The sequence below is a fragment of the Microbacterium dextranolyticum genome, from assembly GCF_016907295.1.
In the GTDB taxonomy this organism is placed as follows: Bacteria; Actinomycetota; Actinomycetes; order Actinomycetales; family Microbacteriaceae; genus Microbacterium; species Microbacterium dextranolyticum.
Window position 1 is genome coordinate 2,268,727 of sequence record NZ_JAFBBR010000001.1, and the last position, 25,087, is coordinate 2,293,813.

At 69.7% G+C, this 25,087-nt stretch carries 24 protein-coding genes; 5 read left to right on the top strand and 19 right to left on the bottom strand.

Annotated elements, in window-relative coordinates; translation table 11 throughout:
• Nucleotides 1-70: 70 nt before the first annotated feature.
• On the top strand, nucleotides 71-2,332 hold the full coding sequence (gene pflB, locus JOE64_RS10470; RefSeq protein ID WP_204964196.1) for a formate C-acetyltransferase: 2,262 nt from the start codon (nucleotides 71-73) through the stop codon (nucleotides 2,330-2,332).
• Between the two features lie 64 nt (nucleotides 2,333-2,396).
• Nucleotides 2,397-3,314 (top strand): pyruvate formate-lyase-activating protein, encoded by a 918-nt coding sequence (gene pflA, locus JOE64_RS10475; RefSeq protein ID WP_372432904.1) that lies wholly within the window; start codon nucleotides 2,397-2,399, stop codon nucleotides 3,312-3,314.
• A 154-nt stretch (nucleotides 3,315-3,468) separates the two neighbouring features.
• On the opposite strand, the gene JOE64_RS10480 is transcribed toward pflA, so the two are convergent.
• Together JOE64_RS10480 and JOE64_RS10485 are read right to left on the bottom strand one after the other, a co-directional pair.
• Nucleotides 3,469-4,566: a 1-deoxy-D-xylulose-5-phosphate reductoisomerase gene (locus tag JOE64_RS10480; protein WP_204964198.1), complete on the bottom strand. Its 1,098-nt coding sequence runs from the start codon at nucleotides 4,564-4,566 to the stop codon at nucleotides 3,469-3,471.
• A 23-nt stretch (nucleotides 4,567-4,589) separates the two neighbouring features.
• On the bottom strand, nucleotides 4,590-5,564 hold the full coding sequence (locus JOE64_RS10485; RefSeq protein ID WP_204964199.1) for an FKBP-type peptidyl-prolyl cis-trans isomerase: 975 nt from the start codon (nucleotides 5,562-5,564) through the stop codon (nucleotides 4,590-4,592).
• 135 nt (nucleotides 5,565-5,699) lie between these two features.
• Here JOE64_RS10485 and JOE64_RS10490 point away from each other — a divergent pair, with 135 nt between their 5' ends.
• The gene (locus tag JOE64_RS10490) at nucleotides 5,700-6,491 is read left to right on the top strand and encodes a lysophospholipid acyltransferase family protein (protein WP_271202586.1); all 792 of its coding nucleotides are present in this window, start codon (nucleotides 5,700-5,702) and stop codon (nucleotides 6,489-6,491) included.
• Between the two features lie 26 nt (nucleotides 6,492-6,517).
• Here the strand turns inward: JOE64_RS10490 and JOE64_RS10495 are convergent, their stop codons facing one another.
• Nucleotides 6,518-7,018, bottom strand: a complete 501-nt coding sequence (locus JOE64_RS10495) for an OsmC family protein (RefSeq protein WP_204964201.1) — start codon at nucleotides 7,016-7,018, stop codon at nucleotides 6,518-6,520.
• 82 nt (nucleotides 7,019-7,100) lie between these two features.
• Here JOE64_RS10495 and JOE64_RS10500 point away from each other — a divergent pair, with 82 nt between their 5' ends.
• The gene (locus JOE64_RS10500; protein WP_271202585.1) at nucleotides 7,101-8,129 is read left to right on the top strand and encodes an asparaginase; all 1,029 of its coding nucleotides are present in this window, start codon (nucleotides 7,101-7,103) and stop codon (nucleotides 8,127-8,129) included.
• 79 nt (nucleotides 8,130-8,208) lie between these two features.
• Here the strand turns inward: JOE64_RS10500 and JOE64_RS10505 are convergent, their stop codons facing one another.
• The 3 genes from JOE64_RS10505 to JOE64_RS10515 all read right to left on the bottom strand — a co-directional run bounded on the left by JOE64_RS10505 (nucleotide 8,209) and on the right by JOE64_RS10515 (nucleotide 13,003).
• Nucleotides 8,209-11,130: an FtsK/SpoIIIE domain-containing protein gene (locus tag JOE64_RS10505; protein WP_239531745.1), complete on the bottom strand. Its 2,922-nt coding sequence runs from the start codon at nucleotides 11,128-11,130 to the stop codon at nucleotides 8,209-8,211.
• A 66-nt stretch (nucleotides 11,131-11,196) separates the two neighbouring features.
• Nucleotides 11,197-11,994, bottom strand: coding sequence for a PP2C family protein-serine/threonine phosphatase (locus JOE64_RS10510; RefSeq protein WP_204964203.1), 798 nt, complete (start codon nucleotides 11,992-11,994; stop codon nucleotides 11,197-11,199).
• 172 nt (nucleotides 11,995-12,166) lie between these two features.
• Nucleotides 12,167-13,003: a large exoprotein gene (locus tag JOE64_RS10515; protein ID WP_204964204.1), complete on the bottom strand. Its 837-nt coding sequence runs from the start codon at nucleotides 13,001-13,003 to the stop codon at nucleotides 12,167-12,169.
• Nucleotides 13,004-13,164: 161 nt separating this feature from the next.
• Here JOE64_RS10515 and JOE64_RS10520 point away from each other — a divergent pair, with 161 nt between their 5' ends.
• A complete protein-coding gene (locus JOE64_RS10520; protein WP_204964205.1) occupies nucleotides 13,165-13,641 on the top strand; it encodes a DUF4282 domain-containing protein in 477 nt (158 codons plus the stop codon).
• 66 nt (nucleotides 13,642-13,707) lie between these two features.
• Here the strand turns inward: JOE64_RS10520 and JOE64_RS10525 are convergent, their stop codons facing one another.
• The 13 genes from JOE64_RS10525 to prmC all read right to left on the bottom strand — a co-directional run bounded on the left by JOE64_RS10525 (nucleotide 13,708) and on the right by prmC (nucleotide 24,977).
• Nucleotides 13,708-14,457, bottom strand: a complete 750-nt coding sequence (locus tag JOE64_RS10525; RefSeq protein ID WP_204964206.1) for a YaaA family protein — start codon at nucleotides 14,455-14,457, stop codon at nucleotides 13,708-13,710.
• A 93-nt stretch (nucleotides 14,458-14,550) separates the two neighbouring features.
• Nucleotides 14,551-14,811, bottom strand: coding sequence for a F0F1 ATP synthase subunit epsilon (locus JOE64_RS10530; protein WP_204964207.1), 261 nt, complete (start codon nucleotides 14,809-14,811; stop codon nucleotides 14,551-14,553).
• A gap of 1 nt (nucleotide 14,812) precedes the next feature.
• Nucleotides 14,813-16,267, bottom strand: coding sequence for a F0F1 ATP synthase subunit beta (atpD, locus tag JOE64_RS10535; RefSeq protein ID WP_204964208.1), 1,455 nt, complete (start codon nucleotides 16,265-16,267; stop codon nucleotides 14,813-14,815).
• Nucleotides 16,268-16,291: 24 nt separating this feature from the next.
• Entirely contained in the window at nucleotides 16,292-17,206 is a 915-nt protein-coding gene (locus tag JOE64_RS10540; protein ID WP_204964209.1) for a F0F1 ATP synthase subunit gamma, read from the bottom strand.
• A gap of 30 nt (nucleotides 17,207-17,236) precedes the next feature.
• Entirely contained in the window at nucleotides 17,237-18,877 is a 1,641-nt protein-coding gene (gene atpA / locus JOE64_RS10545) for a F0F1 ATP synthase subunit alpha (RefSeq protein WP_204964210.1), read from the bottom strand.
• 15 nt (nucleotides 18,878-18,892) lie between these two features.
• Nucleotides 18,893-19,681 (bottom strand): F0F1 ATP synthase subunit delta, encoded by a 789-nt coding sequence (locus tag JOE64_RS10550; RefSeq protein WP_204964211.1) that lies wholly within the window; start codon nucleotides 19,679-19,681, stop codon nucleotides 18,893-18,895.
• The gene (locus JOE64_RS10555) at nucleotides 19,681-20,223 is read right to left on the bottom strand and encodes a F0F1 ATP synthase subunit B (protein ID WP_204964212.1); all 543 of its coding nucleotides are present in this window, start codon (nucleotides 20,221-20,223) and stop codon (nucleotides 19,681-19,683) included. Before JOE64_RS10555 ends, JOE64_RS10550 begins: the two co-directional genes overlap by 1 nt.
• Nucleotides 20,224-20,253: 30 nt before the next feature.
• Entirely contained in the window at nucleotides 20,254-20,487 is a 234-nt protein-coding gene (atpE, locus tag JOE64_RS10560; protein ID WP_271202584.1) for an ATP synthase F0 subunit C, read from the bottom strand.
• 49 nt (nucleotides 20,488-20,536) lie between these two features.
• Nucleotides 20,537-21,409 (bottom strand): F0F1 ATP synthase subunit A, encoded by an 873-nt coding sequence (gene atpB / locus JOE64_RS10565; protein WP_204964213.1) that lies wholly within the window; start codon nucleotides 21,407-21,409, stop codon nucleotides 20,537-20,539.
• A 45-nt stretch (nucleotides 21,410-21,454) separates the two neighbouring features.
• Entirely contained in the window at nucleotides 21,455-22,078 is a 624-nt protein-coding gene (locus JOE64_RS10570) for a Cg1360 family ATP-synthase-associated protein (RefSeq protein WP_239531746.1), read from the bottom strand.
• Entirely contained in the window at nucleotides 22,075-23,286 is a 1,212-nt protein-coding gene (locus tag JOE64_RS10575; protein ID WP_204964214.1) for an MraY family glycosyltransferase, read from the bottom strand. The genes JOE64_RS10570 and JOE64_RS10575 overlap by 4 nt, the downstream gene beginning before the upstream one ends.
• Nucleotides 23,283-24,008, bottom strand: coding sequence for an L-threonylcarbamoyladenylate synthase (locus JOE64_RS10580; RefSeq protein WP_204964215.1), 726 nt, complete (start codon nucleotides 24,006-24,008; stop codon nucleotides 23,283-23,285). The genes JOE64_RS10575 and JOE64_RS10580 overlap by 4 nt, the downstream gene beginning before the upstream one ends.
• A gap of 72 nt (nucleotides 24,009-24,080) precedes the next feature.
• The gene (gene prmC / locus JOE64_RS10585; protein ID WP_204964216.1) at nucleotides 24,081-24,977 is read right to left on the bottom strand and encodes a peptide chain release factor N(5)-glutamine methyltransferase; all 897 of its coding nucleotides are present in this window, start codon (nucleotides 24,975-24,977) and stop codon (nucleotides 24,081-24,083) included.
• Nucleotides 24,978-25,087 lie beyond the last annotated feature (110 nt).

The window sequence follows — 25,087 nt, forward strand, 5'->3', positions numbered from 1 at the left end:
TAGTCTGAGATCACGGTCCACACGGATGGGTGCGGACCGATCCCACGAGGATCGTAAGGAAGCGAAGACCATGACCACCGTCACCCCCACAGCGCAGGACGCCCTCCCCGCCGCCTGGACCGGATTCACCGCCGGCCCCTGGCAGGACGAGATCGACGTGCGCGACTTCATCCAGCGCAACTACACGCCGTACGCGGGTGACGCCTCGTTCCTCGCCGGCGCCACGGCCCGCACCACCCGCATCTGGGACACGCTGTCGGCGATGTTCCCCGAAGAGCGAGAGCGCGGCATCTACGACGTCGACGCACACACTCCCGCCGGCATCACCGCGCACGCCCCCGGCTACATCGCGCAGGACGACGAGGTCATCGTGGGCCTCCAGACCGATGCGCCGCTGCGCCGCGCGATCATGCCCAACGGCGGATGGCGCATGGTCGAGGGAGCACTCGAGACCTACGGCTACGAGGTCGACCAGACGCTCAAGACGGTCTTCAGCAACTACCGCAAGACGCACAACCAGGGCGTGTTCGACGTCTACTCCCCCAACGTCCGTGCGGCCCGCAGCTCGCACGTCATCACCGGACTCCCCGACGCCTACGGCCGCGGCCGGATCATCGGCGACTATCGCCGCGTCGCGCTGTACGGCGTCGACCAGCTGATCGCCGCCAAGAAGGTCGACAAGCTGGGCCTGGACACGACCCCGTTCACCGAGACCGTCGTCCGCGAGCGCGAGGAGCACGCAGAGCAGATCCGCGCGCTGCAGGAGCTCAAGCAGATGGCCGCCTCGTACGGCTACGACATCTCGGGCCCCGCGAAGACCGCGAAGGAAGCCGTGCAGTGGCTCTACTTCGCCTACCTCGGCGCCGTCAAGGAGCAGAACGGCGCCGCCATGTCGCTCGGCCGCACCTCGACCTTCCTGGATGTCTTCATCCAGCGCGACCTCGAGGCGGGAACGCTCACCGAGACCGAGGCCCAGGAGATCATCGACGACTTCGTGATCAAGCTGCGCATCGTCCGGTTCCTCCGCACGCCCGAGTACGACTCCCTGTTCTCCGGCGACCCGACCTGGGTCACCGAGACGATCGGCGGCGTCGGCGAGGACGGTCGTCCGCTGGTGACGAAGAACTCCTTCCGCTACCTGCAGACGCTCTACAACCTCGGCCCGGCTCCCGAGCCGAACATGACGGTGTTCTGGAGCCCGGCGCTGCCCGACGGCTTCAAGGACTTCTGCGCGCAGGTGTCGATCGACACGTCGGCCGTCCAGTACGAGTCGGATGAGATCATCCGGCCGGCCTGGGGCGACGACGCCGCGATCGCCTGCTGCGTGAGCCCGATGCGCGTCGGCAAGCAGATGCAGTTCTTCGGCGCTCGCGTGAACCTCGCCAAGACGCTGCTGTACGCGATCAACGGCGGACGCGACGAGGTCTCGGGCAAGCAGGTCTCGCCCGTCGCCGCACCGGTCGGTGACGGACCGCTCGACTACGACGACGTCATGGCCCGTTTCGACGCGACGATGACGTGGCTCGCCGAGACCTACGTGGAGGCCCTCAACTGCATCCACTGGTCGCACGACAAGTACGCGTACGAGCGGCTCGAGATGGCCCTGCACGACAAGGATGTACTGCGCACCATGGCGTGCGGCATCGCCGGTCTCTCCGTCGCCGCCGACTCGCTGTCGGCGATCAAGTACGCGAAGGTCACGCCGGTCCGCGATGAGCGCGGCATCGTCGTCGACTACGTCACCGAAGGCACCTTCCCCACGTACGGCAACGACGACGACCGGGCCGACGGCATCGCGGTCGACCTCGTCGAGCGCTTCATGGCGAAGATCCGCAGCCACCCCATGTATCGGAACGCCCTTCCGACGCAGTCGGTGCTGACGATCACCTCGAACGTCGTCTACGGCAAGGCCACGGGCAACACCCCCGACGGTCGCCGTGCCGGCGAGCCGTTCGCTCCGGGCGCCAACCCGATGAACGGACGCGACACGCACGGCATGCTCGCCTCGGCGCTGTCGGTCGCCAAGCTCCCCTACTCCGAGTCACAGGACGGCATCTCGCTCACCAACACGGTGGTCCCGGCCGGCCTCGGCCGCACGAAGGCGGAGCAGGTCGCGAACCTCGCGGGTCTGCTGGATGCCTACGTCGGCTCGCACGGCTATCACATGAACGTCAACGTGCTCAACCGCGAGACGCTCGAGGATGCCATGGAGCACCCGGAGAACTACCCGCAGCTGACGATCCGCGTGTCCGGCTACGCCGTGAACTTCGTGCGACTGACGCGCGAGCAGCAGCTCGACGTCCTGTCCCGCACATTCCACGGCTCGATGTGACCGGTCCCGCACCGATCACGAACGAACACCCACACGAGAGAAGCTGAGGACCATGGCCGCGACGATGCTCCGTCGCCACGCATGCAACGTGGTGCCTTCCTCCCTCCCCGATGACGCGGTGCGCCTGGAGGTCCCCCTCCCGGCGCCCGCCCATCGGCGGGCGGGCGCCGGCCTCGACGGTCTGGAGACCTCCGACGTCGACCACCACGAGAGGCTGACGGCCATGCGCGAGGGCCGCCTCGGCTCCGTGCACTCGTGGGAGCTGGTCACGGCGGTCGACGGCCCGGGAACGAGGCTGACCACCTTCCTCAGCGGATGCCCGCTGCAGTGCCTCTACTGCCACAACCCCGACACGATGGCGATGAAGGAGGGCTCGCCCGTCACGAGTGACGAGCTGCTCGCGCGCATCGCGCGCTACACGGCCGTCTTCCGCGCCACCGGCGGCGGGATCACCCTCTCCGGAGGAGAAGTCCTCATGCAGCCGGCCTTCGCCGCACGTATCCTGCGCGGCGCGAAGGAGCTCGGCATCCACACCGCGCTCGACACCTCGGGCTACCTGGGCGCCGCGGCGACCGACCAGATGCTCGACGACACCGACCTCGTGCTGCTGGACGTCAAGAGCGGCGACCCGGACACCTACCGGCGCGTCACGAGCCGCGAGCTCGCGCCCACGCTGGCCTTCGGCCGGCGCCTGGCCGAACGGGCGGACGGACCCGAGGTCTGGATCCGCTTCGTCCTCGTCCCCGGACTCACCGACGACCCGGACAACATCGAGAAGGTCGCCGAGTACGCGGCCTCGCTCAACGAGATCCGGCCGGGAACCGTCAGCCGCGTCGAGGTGCTCCCGTTCCATCAGATGGGCCGGGACAAGTGGGCGAGCCTCGGACGCACCTACGAACTCGACGGCACCGAGCCCCCCACCGCCGCGGCCACCGAGAGCGTACGGGAACGCTTCCGGGCGCACGGTCTCACGACCTACTGACATCCCGCTTCGCGCTCGCCGTCGCCCCATCGCCGGCGCGACGCCGCCGACCCACCACGAAGCGGGTCAGGATCAGCCCGCCGCCCCATCCCCGGCGGGCTGATCGCCTTCTCGCGTGCGAGAACGGATGAACGGGCGCTGAGCCCGCGCGACCTCAGGCGGCCGAGATCCGACGATCGGCCTCCGCGCGAGCCCAGCGCTCCGCTTCGACGAGCGCGTCACGGGACAGCTCGTCGGGGGCCGAGTGCGCCTCGACGACCGCACGCACCGTGTCGAGGATGCCCAGGAAGCCCAGCGCCCCCTCGTGGAACGCATCGACGGCCTGCTCGTTCGCCGCGTTGAAGACCGCCGGGTACGTCCCGCCCGCGCGGCCCACCTGTTTCGCGAGCGCGACCGAGGGGAAGGCGTCCTCGTCGAGCGGCTCGAAGGTCCAGTTCTGGGCGGTCGTCCAGTCCAGCGGCGCTCCGACGCCGGCGACCCGGTGCGGCCAGTCCACACCGAGCGAGATCGGCAGACGCATGTCGGGCGGGGATGCCTGCGCGATAGTCGATCCGTCGACGAACTCGACCATGGAGTGGACGATCGACTGCGGATGCACGACGACGTCGATCCGGTCGTAGTCGACGCCGAACAGCAGGTGCGCCTCGATGACCTCGAGACCCTTGTTCACCAGCGTGGCGGAGTTCGTCGTGACCACACGGCCCATGTTCCACGTCGGGTGGGCGAGGGCCTCCGCCGGCACGACCGAGCGCAGCTCGCTCCGGGAGCGGCCGCGGAAGGGACCGCCGGAAGCGGTCAGCACCAGCCGACGGACCTCGCCGGCCGTCCCCGAGCGCAGCGCCTGGGCGATCGCCGAATGCTCGGAGTCGACGGGCACGATCTGCCCCGGAGCGGCGAGCGCCGTGACGAGAGAGCCGCCGACGATCAGCGACTCCTTGTTGGCGAGAGCGAGGGTGCACCCCGTCTCGAGAGCCGCGAGGGTCGGGCCGAGTCCGATCGAGCCGGTGATGCCGTTGAGGACCACATCGGCCGGGACGTCGCGGATGAGCCGCTCGACGTCTCCGATCGCATCCGGACCGCCGCCGAGAGCGGTGTGCGCGACGTCGAACTCTTTCGCCTGCGCGGCCAGCAGCTCCGCATTCCGCCCGGCGGCGAGACCCACGACCTCGAACCGGTCGCGGCGCTCGCGGATCACGTCGAGGGCCTGCGTCCCGATCGAGCCAGTGGAACCGAGGATCAGAACGCGACGCATGGCGTCAGCCTATCCGTCGTCGCCTACTGCGTCGGCTGGGCCTTCTGCGCAGCGATGATGTCGATGACGAAGACGAGGGTGTCGCCCTTGAGGTCCTTGTCGTTGATCTGACCATCGCCGTAGCCGTCCTTCGGCGGGATGACGACGAGCACCTGAGAACCGACGGTCTGCCCCTCGAGCGCCTTGGTGAACCCGGGGACGAAGCCCGTCGTCCGTCCCGCGTACGGCGCAGCGCTCGCCCAGGTATCGCCGCCGTCGAATAGCTTCCCGGACGACCAGCGTGCGCCGCGGAACTGGATCAGCACGGAGTCGCCCGACTGAACCGTGTAGCCGTCGCCCTTCTTGAGCGTCGCGACCTCGGTTTCGGCGGGCGGCGTCGCGGACGTGTCGATGGTGATGTTCGGGGTGCCATCGGCATCCAGGGTGACGGTGGGCATGCCCGCGACGGGCGCCTGCTGGGCACCCCAGGCAGCTGTCGGCACGACGGCGAGGAGATCGACCACGTACACCTGGGCGGAGGCATTTTCCGAGGCGGGGAAAGCCGCGACGACGCGGGCGCCGGGCTTCGCGCACCCAAAGAGCTTCCCAATCGGGTTGTCCGCGGAAATCTGCTGCGGCAAGCTTGATGCGGGCTCGTACCCCTGCTCGCCGAGCTTCTGGCCGGTCGAGGCGTCGTACGCCGTAAGCCCGAAGGAGACGAAGTCTCCGGCCTTCACTGCCGTGCCCGACCCGCCGGCGATCTGTGTGACCTGAAGCGCAGACACCTCCAGCGGTGAGGTGAACTCCACACCGGCCGCTGGCTTGCCGATGTCACCGGTCACCGTGACGGCATCGGATGCCGCACCGGCCGCGGCCTGCGCCGCGCAGAGGTCTACGGCGGCCGAGGCGCTCGGCTGCGGCGCATCCGACGGCGTCGCTGTTCCCCCGCCGGCGCAGCCGGCGAGCAGGAGCGCCGACAGGGCGGCAGCGGACAGGGCGGCGAGCGGGCGCAGGCGCACGGGATGACCTCACAGGGTGGTGGAGCGGGGATGGCCGGAGGAATCCGACAGTGACATCCTGGCCCATCTTCTTCTGTTCCCGCTGTGAGGCGGGCCATGCACGGACCGGAATGCGATCGGGACTACGATCTACGGGTGACGCAAGAGCAGGTCAGCGCACCCGACGCGCCCGAGCCCTCCGCTTCTCCCTCCTCGGACGAGGTCGCCGGAGTCGGTTTCACGTACTACTTCGGTCGCGCCGTCCTCGTGCCCCTCACCCGGTTGATCTACCGGCCACGCATCGAGGGCCGCGGCAATATCCCGCGCAAGGGCAAGGTCATCTTCGCGAGCAATCACCTGTCGTTCATCGACTCCCTGATCATCCCGATGTTCGCCCCGCGCCCCGTCTATTTCCTCGCCAAATCGTCGTACTTCGAGGGCACCGGCTTCCGCGGGTGGGTGAGCCGACACTTCTTCACCGCGATCGGGGCCACCCCGGTCGAGCGCGGCGCCGGACAAGCCGCACTCGACGCGCTCGACCAGCAGCGACGCATCCTCGCATCCGGACGAGCGATCGCGCTGTACCCCGAGGGCACGCGTTCGCTCGACGGCCGCCTCTACAAGGGACGCACCGGCGTCGCCTTCCTCGCGCTCGAAGAAGGTGCGCAGGTCGTGCCGGTGGGACTCATCGGCACGAACGAGGCGATGCCCGTGGGAGCGAAAATGCCGTCGCGGCATCCGCGCGTCACCGTGCGCTACGGCGCGCCGATCGACCTGTCTCACCTCGGACCCGCATCGAGCGGCAAGGCGCGTCGCCTGGCGACCGATGAGATCATGGCCGCCATCCACGAGCTGTCGGGCCAGGAGCTCGCGAACACCTACAACGAGGTCCCGGCATCGAACCCGGTCGAACGCCTCAAGCAGGTTCTTCCGCACGAGCGCCGCTAAGGCGCACGAAACGTCCTGAGCAGGCGTCAGAGGTCTCCGGCAGCCGCGTCGACCGAGGACTCGGCCATCACGATCGCCTCGTGACGCACCGGGAAGGCGACCGAGTTCGCGATGAAGCACCACTCGTGAGCCTGCGCGTGCGCGGCCTCGGCTGCGGGGATCATGGCGGCATCGGCCACGACGACCCGCGGGCGCAGGACGACCTCGCGGAACGCTCCCCCTCCCTTGCCGTCCTCGACCATCGTCCCCGTCGCGTCGTCCATATAGGACACCACGACGACCCCCGCCCCGACGCAGGCGTGCAGATAGGACAGCAGGTGGCACTCCGACAGCGCCGCGACGAGCATGTCCTCGGGGTTCCACTTGGACGCGTCGCCGCGGAACGGCTTATCACTGGATGCCTCGATGAGCGGCTTGCCCTCGACCCGCAGATCGACCGAGCGGTCGTAGCCGCGATAGCCGTCGGTGCCGGCTCCCCTGTTGCCCGTCCACGTGCTGCGCACCTGATAGTGGTGTTCGCCGATCATGCGTCCAGTCTTGCAGCGCACAGCGCCGCGTGGCATCCTGCGGCCTCCGGGGCGGGGCACGCGGCGAAGTAGGCTCCTGTGCGTGGCAGTTTCACCTCACGCATCCGCTTCCCCGTCCGCACACACCGGCACCATCGCGGCCGCCGACGCCGTGGAGCTCGCCGTCGTCGAGCGCGGTGGCTTCGTGGAGTCGCGTCACATCGGCGCCGCACTGGTGCTCGACCCCGAGGGCGTGACGGCGCTCGCGCTCGGCGACGTCGACGCACCGATCCTGCCGCGATCGAGCATGAAGCCGCTGCAGGCGCTCGGATGCCTGACCGCAGGGGCCGAGCTCGACGGCGAACGCCTCGTGCTGGCCACTGCGAGCCACTCGGGGACCGATCGCCATGTCGATGTCGTGCGGGAGATCCTCGCGCAGGGCGGGGTCAGCGAGGACGACCTCGGCTGCCCGCCCGCCTGGCCCGGCGACGGCGCGACGCGTGACGAGCTCATCCGTGATCTGGGGCAGCGTCAGCGGATCCGCATGACCTGCTCGGGCAAGCACGCCGCGATGCTGCTGGCGTGCTCGGTGAACGGCTGGGACCTCGCGGGCTACCTCGACCCGGCGCACCCGCTGCAGGTCCACATCCGCGAAGTCGTCGAGCGGCTCACGGGCTCGCGCGTGACGACGACGGCGATCGACGGATGCGGCGCGCCGGTCTACGCCATGAGCCTCACCTCTCTCGGGCGCGCCGTGCACCGCATCGGCACGTCGTCGGAGCGTTCGCCCTTCGCCCTGCATCGCGCGGCGGGAACCCTCGTGCGCACGGCGCGCGAGCACCCGTGGGCGATCGAGGGCGACGGCATGCCCGACACGATCGTGATGGAGCGGCTCGGCGTGTTCACCAAGTTCGGCGCCGAGGGCGTCATGATCATGGTGGCGCCGAACGGCACCACCGTCGTCGTCAAGGTGCTCGATGGAAGCCGCCGCGCGACGACCGCGATCTCCCTCGCCCTGCTCGAACGCGTCGGTGCGCTGCCCGCCGATCAGGTGGCCGACACCCTCGCACGACTGCCGCTGGCGGTGTCGGGCGGGGGCAGGGACGTCGGCCGCATCCGCGCCACGGTCTGAGTTCGCGCTCGCCTTCCCCGCCGGGGAGAGCCGCCCGCGCGAGCGTCGGCGCCGGTACCCCCGCCGGGGTCGCGGTCGCTCAGGCAGGCACAGTGACGCGACGCACATCCGTGTCGGGCAGGACCGCCCACGCCCGGCGCGCCCCGGGTGCCGCGTACGGCGGGAGGTCCCGGCGTCCGGTCAGTGCGCGGTACTCGGCCGCACATCCCGCGTCAATGACGACCTCGCCGCGGGCACGTGCCTCCGCGAGGAGTCGCCACTGCGCCAGCCACGCCTCGGGCGAGCCGATCAGTACGGTGCCGTCGGTGACAGCGCCGCCGCGTTCCCCCGGCCCGGAGTCGGGGGAACGCGGAGCGGACGCCGCGGCATCCTCGAGCGCGCGTACGGCGAACCCGTCGGCCTCGAGGGCGGCGGCGACGGCATCGGAACGGGCACCCGCCGGCAGGATGAGGCCGCTGAGGCCTCTTGCGGTGGGATGCCAGCGCGGCGCCGTCCTCTCGTCCTCCGCCTCGATGCTCGGGCGCCGTCGCCGCCCCGCGGTCTCCGGCGCCGCGCTCTCCGTGCGGGATGTCGGCGTGCCCGCGGTCTGCGCGGCGACCGTCTCGCCCGGCGTGGCGAACTGCACGAGGGTGCGCCCCCAGCGTCCGCGCCCCGGCCGAGAGTCCGCGATGAAGTCCGCGGACTCTCCGCCCGCGGCGACGTGGTCCGCACGAGACGGCAGCGGCAGGATCGCACGCGCGGGCAGCAGATCGATCACCCGTCCGACGGGGCCTGCGACCCGCGGGGCGGAGACGACCAGGGCGATGCCGCGACCGCGTGCCTCGCGGGCGGTGCGCTCCAGCGTCGCCGTCCACGCGGCGGCGTAGTCGGCGGGAAAGCGTCCGGCAATCGCATCGGCGTCGTCGACGAGCACGACGGTCCCGGGCGGGACCGTGTCGAGCCCGAGCAGCATGTCCCAGGCGCGCTCGAGATCCGCGGGCACCCACATGCTCCGCGCGGCCTGCGCAGCGACGGCGCGCAGCACCGTCGTCCGCCCGCTGCCGGCCCCACCGACGACGGCGAACCCGGCGCTCCCTTCCGTCAGCGCGATCACGCGCTGACGTTGATGCTCCGGTTCATCGGCGATTCCGAGGAGGATGCCCGAACCTGCCCGATCCGACTCGAACGCCCGTCCGCGCACCTCCGGCACGCTCACGTGGTCGGGCAGCGGCGGCAGCCACGGCCGTCGCGCCGACTCTACCCCGACGGACTCCGCGAGAAGCGCGGCGAGGGTGTCGTCTCCGCATCGCGCGATGCGCACCGTCTGCGGGCCGTTGTCGGCAGCCCGCCGCACGAGCGCGGTCCCGCGTGCGGCGGGGCCACCGGGCAGGCGCACGGCATCGTCGTCGCCGATGACCGTGCGCGAGTCCGCGGCATCCGTCACCCGCAGCGCGATCCGCAGCGGCGCGTTGGCGAGAACGCCGTCGCGGAAGGCGCCTGCCGCGCGCTGCGAGGCGAGGATCAGATGCATGCCGAGCGCACGGCCGCGTGCCGCGATGTCGGCGAACAGCTCGTGCAGCTCGGGACGAGCCGCCACGAGTGCCGCGTACTCGTCGACGACGATGACCAGCCGCGACAGCTTTCCGACGGCCTCTGCGATGTCGCGCGCGCCGTGCGCCTCGAGCACCCGCTCTCGATGACGGATCTCGGCACGCAGGCTGTCGACCGCGCGCACCGCCCTGGTCTCGTCGAGGTCGGTGAGCACGCCGGTGACGTGCGGCAGGGGTGCGAGGGCGTCGAACGTGCGCCCTCCTTTGAAGTCGACGAGAAGGAAGGACACCTCGTGCGGTGAGCGGCCCCGGCACATCCCGACGATCCACGATGTCAACAGCTCGCTCTTGCCCGAACCGGTGACCCCGATCACGACGGCGTGCGGACCGTCGCCGACGAGATCCAGCGCGACCGGCTCGCCCGCGCTGATCCCCACCGTGGACGCGAGCGAAGCCACGCCCTCGGACGGTGCGACGGGGAGCTCCGCAAGGGCCACCGCACCGTCGACCCGCTGCCCGAGGGTCGCCGCGCGCTCACTCAGAACCACGGCGAGCCGCGCCGCCTGTGTGTGGGACAGCGCCTCCACCCGAACACGGCGGGACTGTCCGGCATGGTCCAGTCGAGCCTGGCCTGCGCCGTCGAGTGTGAGCACCGCGGCGCAGCGGGGCGGGGGCGGGGCGCCTTCGGCGACCTGCACGATCGGCACCTCGACATCCGCCGGGATCGGACGGTCGCCGTTTCCGATGAGCACCGCCGCTCCACGGGTCGCGTCGGCGTGCGGCAGGGCGAGCCCGCCGCCCGCCACCGCCGCATCGCCGCATCCGCCGCGAAGCGGTGCGGACAGGCCGCCGATGAGTCGCACCTGTCCGGGAGGATGCGCCAGGCACACCTGCAGGACGAGCGCCCGCACGACCGCGGCCGCCCAGACCGGGGGCCCGGCGACGGCGATGCCGGCCGACAGCGGAACGGTGATCGGCATTTCTGCGAGCATCCGCGCACGGCCGCGCAGCTCGCGTGCTTCCGCGGTCTCGGCCTCCCCATCGAGTCGCACAGAGCTGCGCCCCTCTCCCCTGCCCACCACGATCACGTCCGCACGCCCGGGGACGACGCGCCACACCTCGGTCGGATCGTCGGCATAGCCCGCGACATCCGGCGTCGCGTGCCACGCGCGTCGACGCTCATCGTCGTGGCGTGCCTCGAGGTCCACGGCGAGCTGAGCAAGATCCGTCGCGGCCTTGCCCCGTGCCCGACGGCGGGATCGGCGCGAGCTGCGGACGGCGTCGACGAAGGATGCCGCGGCCATGAGCGGGCCGAGCGCCGCGAACCACAGCGCCGACGGCGAGCCGGTCAGCTGCCACAGGACGACGGCACCGACCACCGGCACGATCGCAGCGGCGACGGGCAGTGAGGGCCTCGGCGGCGGGACCGGTCGGGGAGGAAGCCGAAGCGGCTCGTCGACGTCGTCGTTCATGCGCGACAGTCAACCGGCCGCGCGGCGTCGCCAGTGCGTGATCCGCGAAACCGTGGAGTATCCGGCTCAGTCCTCGGCTGGGGAGGGCGCGCCGTCGAACGTCCGGTGCACGTTCAGAACGATGATGGTGACGTTGTCGCGACCACCGTTCTCGAGCGCCGCCTCGAGCATGTCGTCGGCCGCGTCGGTGGGGTCGTCGTGCTGCAGCAGGAAGTGCAGGATGCCGTAATCGGTGAGCTCCTTGGTGAGCCCGTCACTGCAGACCACGAATCGGTCCCCGTCGACGACCTCGAGCCGCACGTAATCGGGAGCGACGGCGTCGGAGGGCCCCACCGCCCGTGTGATGACGTTTCCGTAGGGGTGATTCTCGGCCTCTTCCGGCGACAGTCGGCCGGCGGAGATGAGCTCCTGCACGACCGAGTGGTCGGTCGTCACCTGCGCCAGCGCACCGTCGCGGAAGAGGTAGACCCGCGAATCCCCGATGTTCAGCGTGACCCACGTCGGCTCGGGGTCGGACAGGTCGAGGTACACGCCGGTGACGGTCGTGCCCGTACCCTCGTCAGTCGTTTCGGGGTGGCTCGCAATGTCGGCGACCGCACGAGAGAGGGCCTTCTCGATGGTCTTCGGGGTGACCTCGCCCGTGATCGCCACGGCGGTGAGTCGCTCGACGGCGCTGGCGCTGGCGATCTCGCCGCCGATGTGCCCGCCCATGCCGTCGGCGACGACGAACAAGGGGTACTGCGCCAGAACGGCGTCCTGATTGGCCTCACGGCGGCGCCCGCGGTGGGTCACTTCGGACCACCGGAGTTCGAGCGCACCGTCGGCCAGGGGGACGGTGCGCGACTGGGTCGCGGCTTCGGGCACGGTCACACTCTAGTGGACGGCTCCCCCGCGCATCGGCGACGGGCGGGATCGCCGCCTCTTCGCGTCGCGGATGCAATCCGCGCACGGCACTCGGCATGTACGACACCGGGGTCACACGCAGCACGCACCCGCATCGGCGAGGGCGTGCTGCGTGTGCGCGAAGGCGCGACGCTCAGGGGCGCTGCTGGCCGTCGCCGGGGGCGACCGGCGGGTCCTGCGTCGGCGGCGCGACCGGCGGAGGCGTCACGGACGGCGCAGCGGCGGGAGGCTGGTACGCGGGAGGCTGGTACGTCGGCGGTGCCGCGGGCGGCTGATACCCGGCGGGCGGCTGATACCCGGCGGGCGGCTGGTACGCGGGAGGCTGGTACGTCGGCGGTGCCGCGGGCGGCTGATACCCCGCGGGCGGCTGATACCCCGCGGGCGGCTGGTAGCCCGCGGGCGGCTGGTAGCCCGCGGGCGGCTGGTAGCCGGCTGCAGGAGCGACGGGACCGGCTGTCGGCTGCACGGGAACGCCCTGCCACACCGTACGGTCGGCGAAGAAGCCGTTGTCCGCCCACGACGCCGGAGCGATGTTCGGGTTCCACCGCGACTTGTCGAAGGCGTTGATGCCGAGCCACACGATCGACAGGAAGAGGTAGAGGACGACCCACACCGGCTCCTTCTGCAGCTTGAGTCCCACGCGCCACGCCGCCATCGCGGTCGACACGACGATGAGCACGCTGCCGAGCCAGCCCAGTCCGACAGGTGCGAGGATGACCGCGGCGCCGAACCCGATGAGCGGCACCCAGGGGCTGAGGTCTCCGAGCTTGGCGAACACCATGAAGTTGTAGATCGGGACCCAGGCGCGCCATTGGCCCTGCACCCCCGCCTTCTGGAAGATCTTGCCCAGGAACAGCGCGCTCAGAACGTAGTAGCCGACCGCGAACACGAAGCTGAGCAGACCGAGGACGAGCGCCGCGAACACCACCGCGCCGCTGTCGGAATAGTTGGTGATGGATGTCCCGTACATGGGGTGAGCCTTCCCGCAGCCGCGGCCGCATCTGGGCGCCGAGAACGCCCGCCTGAGGGTCATCGTAGAGCCGCGGAGACCATCGGCACCATACCTGCGACCTCGCGCGCCTGAGGCCGCCTCGATAGCCTGACCACAGGCATCCCTCCGGAAGGACTCCCATGACCGATCCTCAGCCCACGCCGCCGCCGCTCCCCGACGTGCCCGCAGCCGCGGCGGCGCAAGAAGCCGCGCAGGCAGATTCGACCCCCGGCGTCGCCGGCGTGGACGACACCGGAGTCCCCCGCCTCGTCGGCGACCTCGACGACATCGGGCGAGGGTTCCTCTCCGCTCTGTTCGACATCACGTTCACGCGCTTCATCACGCGGCGTCTGGCGAGCGTCTTCTTCCTCGTCGGGCTCGTCGCGATCGGCATCGCCTTCGTGTCGACGGTGGCCGGCGGTCTCATCTCGGGGATCGGTGCTCTCCCCTGGAATCCGGGCGGCGGCATCGCCCTCATTCTCTCCACGGTCATCGTCGTGCCGGTGCTGGCCTTCTTCGCCGTCGTGCTGCTGCGCTTCGTGATCGAGGCGGGCGTAGCCCTCGTCGCGATCGCCGAGAACACCGAACGCACCGCAGCGAACACGCGCCGCGACTGATCCGGCGCGGCACGCCGCCGACCGCGTCGCATCGCGTCGAGGCGAGCGCACGGGGCGCGCGGAGCGTCAGACGACGAGGTCGATCTCGCCCGTAGCGCCCGCGCGCACCTCGAGCTCCACGGACTGCGCCCACCGGACGAATCCCGCGACGGTGCCGATACGCGGCCTCTCGAGCGCGAGGCGCCGGACGAGATCGCCCTTGGCGTGCTTGTTGAAGTGGTTGAGGGCGCGAACGGTGCCGTCGCCGCCGTCGCTGACGACGCGCAGATAGACCGAGGGGATGCCGGTGGGCACCGGTCCGAGCGCCGCGTACGCCTCGGACCGCAGATCGAGCACGATGCGTGGTGACAGCTCGGCGAGGGCCGCGGTCGTGGCATCCGCCCACACGCGGCGCAGCGCCGGGACGCCGGGCAGCGAGGTCCCCGCCGAAAGGCGGTAGGCCGGAAGGGGATCGAGCGCGCCCACCGGCCCGAAGGGCGCGGAGTGGATCAGCACGTGCGCGCCGAGCCAGCGGCGCGCCGGGGTCGGGAGCGACCCGGCATCCAGCGCATCGAAGAGCACGCCGGTGTAGCGGTCCACGGCGGGAAGGGTGGGCGCCGTCCGCAGCGCGGCGTTGGCGGCGATGTCGCCGCGCTGGCGCGCCGAGAGCTTCAGCACCCGCGCCGCGGCGTCCTCGTCGGCGCTCAGCGCGACGAGAGCGTCGATCATCGCCTCGCGCTGCGGGGCGAGCGTGGGCAGGGCGAGGGCGCCGAGGTCGAAGGGACGCCCCTGTCCTCCGGGACGCTTGGTCTCGGACGGGGGCAACAGGATCAGCATGCGGCTCCGATACAGCGAAAAACCACCCTCTGCGTGAGAAACCTCCGCAGGGGTGGTTTCTCGCGCAGAGAGTGGTTTCTCAGCGGGTGAGGCTCAGGACTGCAGAGCGGCGTGACCGGCCACGATGGTGAGCTCGTCGCCCTCCATCGAGAGGAACCCGTCCTGCGCCGACGCGACGACCTTCGAGCCGTCGGCCTGCGTGATGCGGACCTGGCCCTCGGCGAGGATCGCCAGCACGGGCTCGTGCCCGGTCATGAAGCCGATCTCGCCCTCGACGGTCTTGGCGACGACGAGGGATGCCTCACCGTGCCAGACCTCCTCCTCGGCGGAGACGAGGGTGACGGTCAGCGCCATGTCAGCTGTTCTCCTTCTGGATCTTCGCCCACTTCTCTTCGACGTCGGAGATGCCGCCGACGTTGAAGAAGGCCTGCTCGGCCACGTGGTCGAAGTCACCCTTGACGATCGCGTCGAACGACTCGATGGTCTCCTTGATCGGGACCGTGGAGCCCTCGACGCCGGTGAACTTCTTCGCCATGTAGGTGTTCTGCGAGAGGAACTGCTGAATGCGGCGCGCACGCGAGACGACGATCTTGTCCTCTTCGGAGAGCTCGTCGACACCGAGGATCGCGATGATCTCCTGCAGTTCCTTGTTCTTCTGCAGGATCTGCTTCACGGCGGTGGCCACGCGGTAGTGGTCCTCACCGATGTAGCGCGGGTCGAGGATGCGGCTCGTCGAGGTGAGCGGGTCGATGGCCGGGTACAGACCCTTCGACGCGATCTCACGCGAGAGCTCGGTCGTCGCGTCGAGGTGCGCGAAGGTCGTGGCCGGGGCCGGGTCGGTGTAGTCGTCGGCGGGCACGTAGATCGCCTGGAGCGAGGTGATCGAGTGACCACGCGTCGAGGTGATGCGCTCCTGGAGCACACCCATCTCGTCGGCGAGGTTGGGCTGGTAACCCACCGCGGAGGGCATGCGGCCGAGGAGGGTCGACACCTCGGAACCGGCCTGCGTGAAGCGGAAGATGTTGTCGATGAACAGCAGCACGTCCTGCTTCTGCACGTCGCGGAAGTACTCCGCCATCGTCAGGGCCGACAGGGCGACGCGCAGACGCGTCCCCGGCGGCTCGTCCATCTGGCCGAAGACGAGGGCGGTCTTGTCGAAGACGCCCGCCTCCTCCATCTCGCCGATGAGGTCGTTGCCCTCACGGGTGCGCTCGCCGACACCGGCGAACACGGAGACACCACCGTGGTCCTGGGCGACGCGCTGGATCATCTCCTGGATGAGGACGGTCTTGCCGACACCGGCGCCGCCGAACAGACCGATCTTGCCACCCTGCACGTACGGGGTGAGCAGGTCGATCGACTTGATGCCGGTCTCGAACATCTCGGTCTTGGACTCGAGCTGGTCGAAGTTCGGCGCCTGACGGTGGATGCCCCAGCGCTCGGTGATCTCGACGGTCTCGCCGGGCTCGAGGTTGAGGATGTCACCGGTGACGTTGAACACCTTGCCCTTGGTGACGTCGCCGACGGGCACCGAGATGGGGCCGCCGGTGTCGCGCACCTCCTGGCCGCGGACCATGCCGTCCGTGGGCTTCAGCGAGATGGCGCGAACCAGGTCGTCACCGAGGTGCTGCGCGACCTCGAGCGTGATCTCGGTCGCCTCGTCGCCGATCGTGATCGTCGTCTTCAGCGCGTTGTAGATGTCGGGGATCGCATCGTGCGGGAACTCGATGTCGACGACCGGGCCGGTGACGCGTGCGACGCGCCCGACGACCGTCGTCTCGGCCTTGTCGGCGGTGGCGGTGGCAGTCATTGTCTGTCTCTTTCGGTGGGAACGTTACTTGCCGGACGCCAGGGCGTCGGCGCCGCCGACGATCTCGGCGATCTGCTGGGTGATCTCGGCCTGACGCGCGTTGTTGCGGAGGCGCGTGTAGTCGGTGATGAGCTTGTCGGCGTTGTCGCTCGCGCTCTTCATCGCCTTCTGGGTCGCCGCGTGCTTGGCCGCCGACGACTGCAGCAGCGCGTTGAACACACGGCTCTGCACGTACACCGGCAGGAGCGCGTCGAGGACGACCTCGGGACTCGGCTCGAACTCGTACAGCGGGTAGACCTGCGAGGCGGATGCCGCGGCATCCGTCACCTCGTCGGCCTCGACGACCTCGAGCGGCAGCAGACGCACGGTCTGCGGCTCCTGGGTCATCATGCTCACGAAGCGGTTGTACACGAGGTGGATCTCGTCGACGCCGCCCTCTTCGTCGCCGCCGCGGTCGTAGGCGTCCAGAAGAGCGCCCGCGATCTGCTCGGCGGTGTTGAAGTGCGGGGTGTCGGTGTCGCCGACCCACTCCCCTGCCGCCGCCATACGACGGAACTGGAAGTAGCCCACGGCCTTGCGCCCGACGAGGAAGTACTCGACCTCCTTGCCCTGCGAGCGCAGGAGCTCGGCCAGCTGCAGACCTTCGCGCAGGATCTGCGAGTTGAACGCGCCGGCGAGACCGCGGTCGGAGGCGAAGATGACGACCGCCGAACGGCGGATCGTCTCACGCTCCGTGGTCAGCGGGTGCTGGGTGTTGGAATGCGTCGCCACGGCGGAGACGGCCCGCGTCACGGCCCGCGCGAAGGGCGAGGACGCGCGCACGCGCGCCATCGCCTTCTGGATGCGCGAAGCCGCGATGAGCTCCATCGCCTTCGTGATCTTCTTGGTCGTCTGAGCAGAAGCGATCTTCTGCTTGTAGACCCGGAGTTGTGCGCCCATGGATTCTCGGTTTCAGGTCGACGCCCGGCCTCAGCCGCGGCGACCCTTGACGATCTGCTCCTGGTTCACGTCCTCCTCGTGCGCCGACGCGACCTCTTCGTGACCGGGCTTGTTGATGGCCTGGCCCTTGCCGCCCTGGAACTCGAGGATGAACGCGTCGGTCACCTTCTCGAGCTCGGCGACCGTGGCGTCGTCGAGGACGTTCGTGTCGCGGAGGGTGGTGAGGATCGTCGTGTTGCGCTTGAGGTAGTCGAGCAGGTCGCGCTCGAAGCGGAGCACGTCCTCGACAGCGATCGTGTCGAGCTTGCCGTTCGTACCGGCCCAGATCGAGACGACCTGCTCCTCGACGGGGTACGGGTCGTACTGGGGCTGCTTGAGCAGCTCCGTCAGACGCGCACCGCGCTCGAGCTGGCGACGCGAAGCGGCGTCCAGGTCGGAGGCGAACATGGCGAACGCCTCGAGCGAGCGGTACTGGGCGAGCTCGAGCTTCAGCGTGCCGGAGACCTTCTTGATCGACTTGACCTGGGCGTCACCACCGACGCGCGAGACCGAGATTCCGACGTCGACCGCGGGGCGCTGGTTGGCGTTGAACAGGTCGGACTGCAGGAAGATCTGTCCGTCGGTGATCGAGATGACGTTCGTCGGGATGTAGGCCGACACGTCATTGGCCTTCGTCTCGATGATCGGGAGTCCCGTCATCGAGCCGGCACCCAGCTCATCCGAGAGCTTCGCGCAACGCTCGAGCAGACGCGAGTGCAGGTAGAAGACGTCACCGGGGTATGCCTCGCGGCCCGGCGGACGACGAAGCAGAAGGGACACGGCACGGTAGGCCTCGGCCTGCTTCGACAGGTCGTCGAAGATGATGAGGACGTGCTTGCCGCCGTACATCCAGTGCTGGCCGATGGCCGAGCCGGTGTAGGGGGCGAGGTACTTGAAGCCGGCCGGGTCGGAGGCGGGAGCGGCCACGATCGTCGTGTACTCCATCGCGCCGGCATCCTCGAGCGCACCCTTGACGGAGGCGATCGTGGAGCCCTTCTGACCGATGGCGACGTAGATGCAGCGCACCTGCTTGGAAACGTCGCCGGAGTCCCAGTTGGACTTCTGGTTGATGATCGTGTCGATCGCGATCGCCGTCTTGCCGGTCTGGCGGTCGCCGATGATGAGCTGGCGCTGGCCACGACCGACGGGGATCATCGCGTCGATAGCCTTGATGCCGGTCTGCATCGGTTCGTGCACCGACTTGCGCTGCATGACGCCCGGCGCCTGCAGCTCCAGCGCGCGGCGACCCTCGGTCGCGATGTCGCCGAGACCGTCGATCGGGTTGCCGAGCGGGTCGACCACGCGGCCGAGGTAACCGTCACCGACGGCGACCGACAGGACCTCACCGGTACGGGTGACCTTCTGGCCCGCCTCGACGCCGGAGAAGTCGCCCAGGACGACGACACCGATCTCGTTCTCGTCGAGGTTCAGCGCGAGGCCCTCGACGCCGTTGGCGAACCGGACGAGCTCGTTGGCCATCACGCCGGGAAGACCCTCGACGTGGGCGATGCCGTCCGCGGCGTCCACGACGGTGCCGACCTCGGTCGCCGCGGCCCCGGTGGGCTCGTAGGCGGCGACGAAGTCTTTCAGCGCGTCACGGATGACATCGGGGCTGATGGTGAGATCTGCCATGGTGTTCCTTCTGTTCTAGCCAGCGAGGCGCTGGCGCAAGTCGTTGATTCGGGAGGAGACGGTGCCGTCGATGACGTCGTCACCGATCTCCACGCGCATACCGCCGAGGACCTTCGGGTCGACGACGACGTTCACCGCCACGTCGGCGCCGTAGCGGGCGCTCAGCGCCGTCGCCAGACGCTCCCGCTGCGTGGCATCCAGGTCCGCGGCGACGCGGACGGTGGCGACCTTCTTGCCGCGCTGGTCGGCGACCAGTCGCAGAGCACGGTTCAGAAGGGCGCGGACACGCCGTTCACGCGGCTGCTGCACGAGCTGCGCCGCGATGAGGGTGGTGGCCTCGCCGGCGCGACCGTTCAGCAGCTTCTCGACGAGCACCCCCTTGGCCGAGGCGTCGCCCAACCGGCTGCCCAGTGCGAGCTCCAGTTCGGGGTTCGCGGCGACGGTGCGAGCGACCTGGAACAGCTCGCCTTCGACGTCTGTTCCCGGTGCCCCCAGCGCCGCTGCACGGATTGCCAGCTCCTCGATGCCCGAGATGAGGTCCTCCGTGGAGGACCAGCGCTCGGACACCGCCGTGACCAGCAGCTGCACCGTGACGGGGGCGAACCCGGCGAACACGGCGCGGGCGACCTGCGCTCGCGCCGCGGCGGGTGCACCCCACGCGGAGAGCGCGCCGCTCAGCTGCGCCGAGTCGGCGATCTCGCGCGCGGCTGCGAACAGCTCGCGGGCGATCGAGAGATCGCTCACGCTCGCCGCCGACAGCTCCGCCGTGGTCGTCGCCAGTGCCTGAGTGGTCGCGCTTCCCATTACTTCGCCTTCTCGAGGTCGGCGAGGAAGCGGTCCACGACGCCCTTCGCCTTGGCGTCGTCGGAGAGCGACTCGCCGATCACACCGCCGGCCAGGTCGAGGGCGAGCGTGCCGACCTCGCTGCGCAGCGACACGAGCGCCGACTGGCGCTCCGCCTCGATCTGCGTCTGCGCGGCAGCGGTCACACGTGCGGCTTCGGTCGATGCGGCATCCTTCGCCTCGGCGACGATCTTCTTGCCGTCCTCACGGGCGGCATCGCGGATCTCGCCGGCCTCCTTGCGGGCCGCCGACAGCTGCGCCGTGTACTCCTCGAGCGCGGCCTCGGCCTTGCGCTGGGCCTCGTCGGCCTTCGCGATGTTGCCCTCGATGGCGGCGGCGCGCTTGTCGAGCAGCACCTTCATCTTGGGAAGGGCGACCTTCCAGACGACGATCAAGATGACGATGAAGCAGACACCCGACCAGATGATGTCGTACCACGCGGGGATGAGCGGGTTGTGCGCCTCGCCCTCTTCCGCGGCATACGTGACAAGAGCGTTCAGCATCCTGTCTCCTTAAGAACTGGTGGTGGCGACTTACTGGAAGATGAAGCCGGCAGCGATGCCGATGAAGGCGAGCGCCTCGGTGAAGGCGATACCGATCCACATCAGGACCTGCAGGCGACCGGCCAGCTCGGGCTGACGGGCGACGCCCTCGATCGTCTTGCCGACGACGATGCCCACGCCGATGGCGGGGCCGATGGCGGCGAGGCCGTAGCCCATCGTCGCGACGTTGCCCTTGAGCTCGGCGAGAACCGTAATTGCGTCCACGGGTTGTTTCCTTTCGGGGTTGGGTGGGAGAGGCGGAAGCCTCGCCCGCTCAGTGCTCTTCTGCCACCGCGAGCTGGATGTAGACCGCGGTGAGGATGGTGAAGACGTAGGCCTGGAGGAAGGCCACCAGGATCTCGAACAGGGTGAAGGCCAGACCGAAGGCGAGCGAACCCGCCGCCAGAGCCGACCACCAGCCGCCGAGGGTGATGAGGAAGAACTGCGTCGCCGAGAAGAACAGCACGAGCATGAGGTGCCCGACGATCATGTTCATCAGCAGTCGGAGAGTCAGCGTCACGGGCCGGATGATGAAGGTCGAGAGGAACTCGAGGGGCGTGACGATGATGTAGAGGAAGGGCGGGACACCCGCGGGGAACAGCGCGTTCTTGAAGAAGTTCTTGGGGCTCTTCTTCATACCCGCGTAGATGAAGGTCACGTAGCTCACGACCGCCAGCAGCAGAGGCACGGCGATGATGCTGGTTCCGGCGAGGTTCAGGAACGGGATGATGCCTGTGATGTTGAAGAACAGGATCATGAAGAACATCGTCGTCAGGATCGGCAGGAAGCGCTGACCGTCCTTCTTGCCGAGCAGGTCCTCGGCGATGTTGACGCGGACGAAGTCGAGTCCCATCTCCACGAGGCTCTGGAACCGGCCGGGGACGACGCGCATATTGCGGGTGCCGAGCCAGAGGAGGACGATCACCGCGACCGTCGCCAGGATCTGGATCAGGTGGATGCGGGTGACCGGGAGGCCTGCGACGGAGAAGAGAACGTCGGGGAAGAACTCATCGATGGACGGGCCGTGGAACTGCCCGCCGTCTTCGGCGGTTTTGGCGATGATTGTCGCAGCGTGGGTAAACAGCGCGGGCTCCAGCTTCGGGGCACCGGAAAGGACCGGGGCGACGATGGTCGGTGTGAGCGTCACTGCGCACGCGATTCGCGAGGCGCGATCGGGCGCAGAGACAGCCTATCAGTCTTGAGAGTGGCTCTCATCCGCAGGACGGGCGGCGGGCCGCCCCTCCCCCTTTTCTCCGGGTGTCGGGGTGTCGACCTCGTCATCGACACCATCGACGACCTGGGCGACGCGGGACGAGTACCGCGCTTCGTCGACGACATCGGCCAGCGTCGGCAGCGACGTGTCGCCGACGTGCGGCACGCGCATCTTCAGCATGACGACGAGGTCGACGGCGAGCGAGGCCAGCACGCTCACGACGAGCGCCACGAAGAACACCGTCCCGTTCAGCCATGCCGCTCCTCGCAGGACGAGCAGCACGACGATGAACAGGGCGAACTTGACGATCCATCCGCCCATCACGGAGCCGAAGAAGATCGGCACGTAGAGCGGGTCGCCGTACCAGCGGTTGGCGACGAGGATGGTCCCCGCCGTGAGTCCGAGGAACACCGCCGCGAGCAGTACCGCGATCAACGCACTCCAGAGCCCTGACGTCCCGGCCACCGCGAGTCCGATCAGGGCGCCGGCGATCGCGAGGGCGAGCGCGACGGCACCCGACCACAGGAGGGTGGTGCGCAGCAGTCGGTTGGAGGAGACCTCTCGGGGTGCCGACGGGGTCTTCTGTCCTGATGCCTCGGTCATGCGTTCCTCTGCGGATCGCCGACCGGCGCGCCGGTCGGATGGGTCGGGTCGATGGGCGGGGTCGGGGCGGCGCGTCGGCGCCGCCCTCCTCCGGAGGGCAGGGCGGTCACGACCACGCAGGCCGCGACGCCGACGAGCAGATAGACGATGCCCAGGCTGTAGTCGCCGGGCCAGTTCTGGGTGGTGCCGAGGTACATCATGAGCACGCCGACCGAGACGACCGCCGTCCAGGCGTAGAAGACGAGCACGGCGTCGCGGTCGCTGTGCCCCATGTCGAGCATGCGGTGGTGCAGATGTTTGCGGTCGGGAGAGAACGGCGAGAGCCCCTTGCCCATACGGCGCACGACTGCCATACCGAAATCGAGCAGCGGCAGCAGCACGACGACGACGGGGAGCAGGATGGGGATGAACGCACCGAGGAGCTGCGAGCGGCCGAACACGTCGTTGTCGCCGAGCAGGCTCGTGGGCAGGTTGCCGGTGAAGACGATCGCCGCGGATGCCATCAGCAGGCCGATCAGCAGAGCGCCGGAATCCCCCATGAAGAGCTTGGACGGGCTCCAGTTCAGCGGCAGGAAGCCGACGCACACGCCGATGAGGACGACGGCGATGAACGACGCGAGGCTCGAGTAGCTCGACGCACCCGTGTCGCGGGCGACCATGTAGGAGTACACGAAGAACACCGTGTTGGAGATGAGCGCGACGCCGGCGACGAGTCCGTCGAGACCGTCGATGAAGTTCACCGCGTTCATGACGATGACGATCGCGAGCACCGACAGCGCGAAACTCACCCAGCTGGACACGACGATCAGGCCGCCGAGCGGGATCGCGAAGATCTGGATGCCTCCGAAGCCGACCACGATGCCGGCGGCGAGGAACTGCGCACCGAGCTTGATCATCCAGTCGAGGTCCCACAGATCGTCGGCCACGCCGACGACGACGATGAGGGTGGCGGCCCCGAGGAGCGACCAGATGACCGCGGGCTCGCTCCAGAAGATCTGGAAATACGGGATGCGCGAGGACAGCGCGAAGGCCGCCAGCACGCCCAGATACATCGCCACGCCGCCGATCCGCGGCTTCGGCGTGCGGTGCACGTCGCGGTCGCGGATCTCCGGGTACAGCCGGTAGCGCAGACCGACGCGCCACACGATGGCGGTCAGCACGAGGGTCGCGACGGAGGTCAGGACGACCGTGAGGACGTAGAACTTCACGCGGGGCCGCCCGGCGGCACCGCGGTGTCGTCCCGGGCGGCGTCGGAGTCGTCGTCGGGGTCCGACTCCAGCAGGTCTCCGAGCACCTCCCGCAGCCGGGCGCGCGTGAGCGCGCCCTCGCGGAGCACACGGACGGGGCGTACGCTGCCGGCGACGAGGCCCGTCGCGTCGACGATGGTCGAGGCGCGACCGGTGGACACCGGCCCCCCGTCGAGGTAGACCGACACCGAGTCTCCGAGCATCTCGACGGCTCCGTGGACGTCCAGCGCTGCCGGTCGCCCGGTCAGGTTCGCGCTCGAGACGGCGAGCGGTCCGCACTCCTCGAGCAGTTCCAGGGCGATGCGCTCGGCGGGCATCCGCACCGCGACGGTTCCCGCCGTGTCGCCGAGATCCCATGACAGAGAAGGCTGCGCGGGGAGCACGATCGTGAGTCCCCCGGGCCAGAACGCCTCGACGAGCCGTTCGACCGGCTCGGGCACCTCTGCGACGAGCGCACGCATCGTGGCGACACCGGCGACGAGGACGGGCGGCGGCGACTGGCGGCTGCGGCCCTTGGCGGCGAGCAGACGGGCCACGGCGGGAGCGCTGAACGCATCGGCACCGACGCCGTAGACGGTGTCGGTGGGCAGGACGACCAGCTCGCCCCGACCGATCGCCTGACGTGCTTTGCGCATGCCGGGAAGCAGCTGCTCGGCATCGCGGCAGTCGAAGAGGTCATACATAGCGCGTCCAGTCTACGGCGGGCGGCTGTGCGCCCGCGGGGCGATGCGCCTCGCCTGCGCGAGGCGGGCCGCTCAGGGGCGCAGCGCCGTCGTCGCCCGGTCGCGCGACGTGAGGTCGGGGTGGGTGGCGGCGGCCCGCCAGCCCGCTGCGGTGAACAGCTCGCGGATGGCGGCGCCCTGCCACTCACCGTGCTCGATCACGATGAGGCCGCCCGGGCGCAGCAGCCGCAGCCCGACGTCGGAGAGGATGCGGACGACATCCAAGCCGTCCTCACCGCCGTACAGGGCCGACGGCGGATCCCAGAAACGCACCTCGGGATCGCGCGGGATCGCCGCGTCGGGAACGTAGGGCGGATTCGACACGAGCACGTCGACGCGGCCGTCGAGGTCGGGAAAAGCGGATGCCAGATCGATGAACGCCAGCCGCGCGGCGGGCGCCAGAGCGGCGAAGTTCTCCTTGGCCCAGAGGAATGCGGGGACGGCGTTCTCCGCCGCGTGGACGCGCGCGTTCGGCACTTCCGTCGCCATCGCGAGCGCCAGGGCACCCGACCCGGTGCCGAGGTCGACGGCGATCGGCGCAGGCTCGGCGGTGGCACGGAGCGCGTCGATGGCGAGCTGAGCGACCATCTCGGTCTCGGGGCGCGGCACGAACACGCCGGGGCCCACTCGCAGTTCCAGATGCCGGAAGGGCGCGAGCCCGGTGAGATGCTGCAGCGGCTCGCGCGCGGCGCGGCGCTCGATCAGGCTCTCGAACTCGTCCAGGTCGCCCTCGAACGCACCGCCGCGCAGAGAGATCGCGGCCAGTTCGCCCCGGGAACGGCGGGACACGTGGGCGGCGAGGAGCTCGGCATCGACCTCGGGGGTCGGATCCCCTGCGGCGGCGAGGACGGATGCCGCCGTCCGCAGCACGTCCGAAAGAAGAGGATCTGCGGGGGCGGACGGGAGAGCGGGTTCGTGCGACGTGGACATGAGTGGTTCCAGACTACCGACGCGGGAGCGGGCGGCTCTGTGACGATTCGTCACATTCAGCGCTCACATCGCCTCGCCGCATAGGCTCGTCACTGAATCCGAGAGCCCCA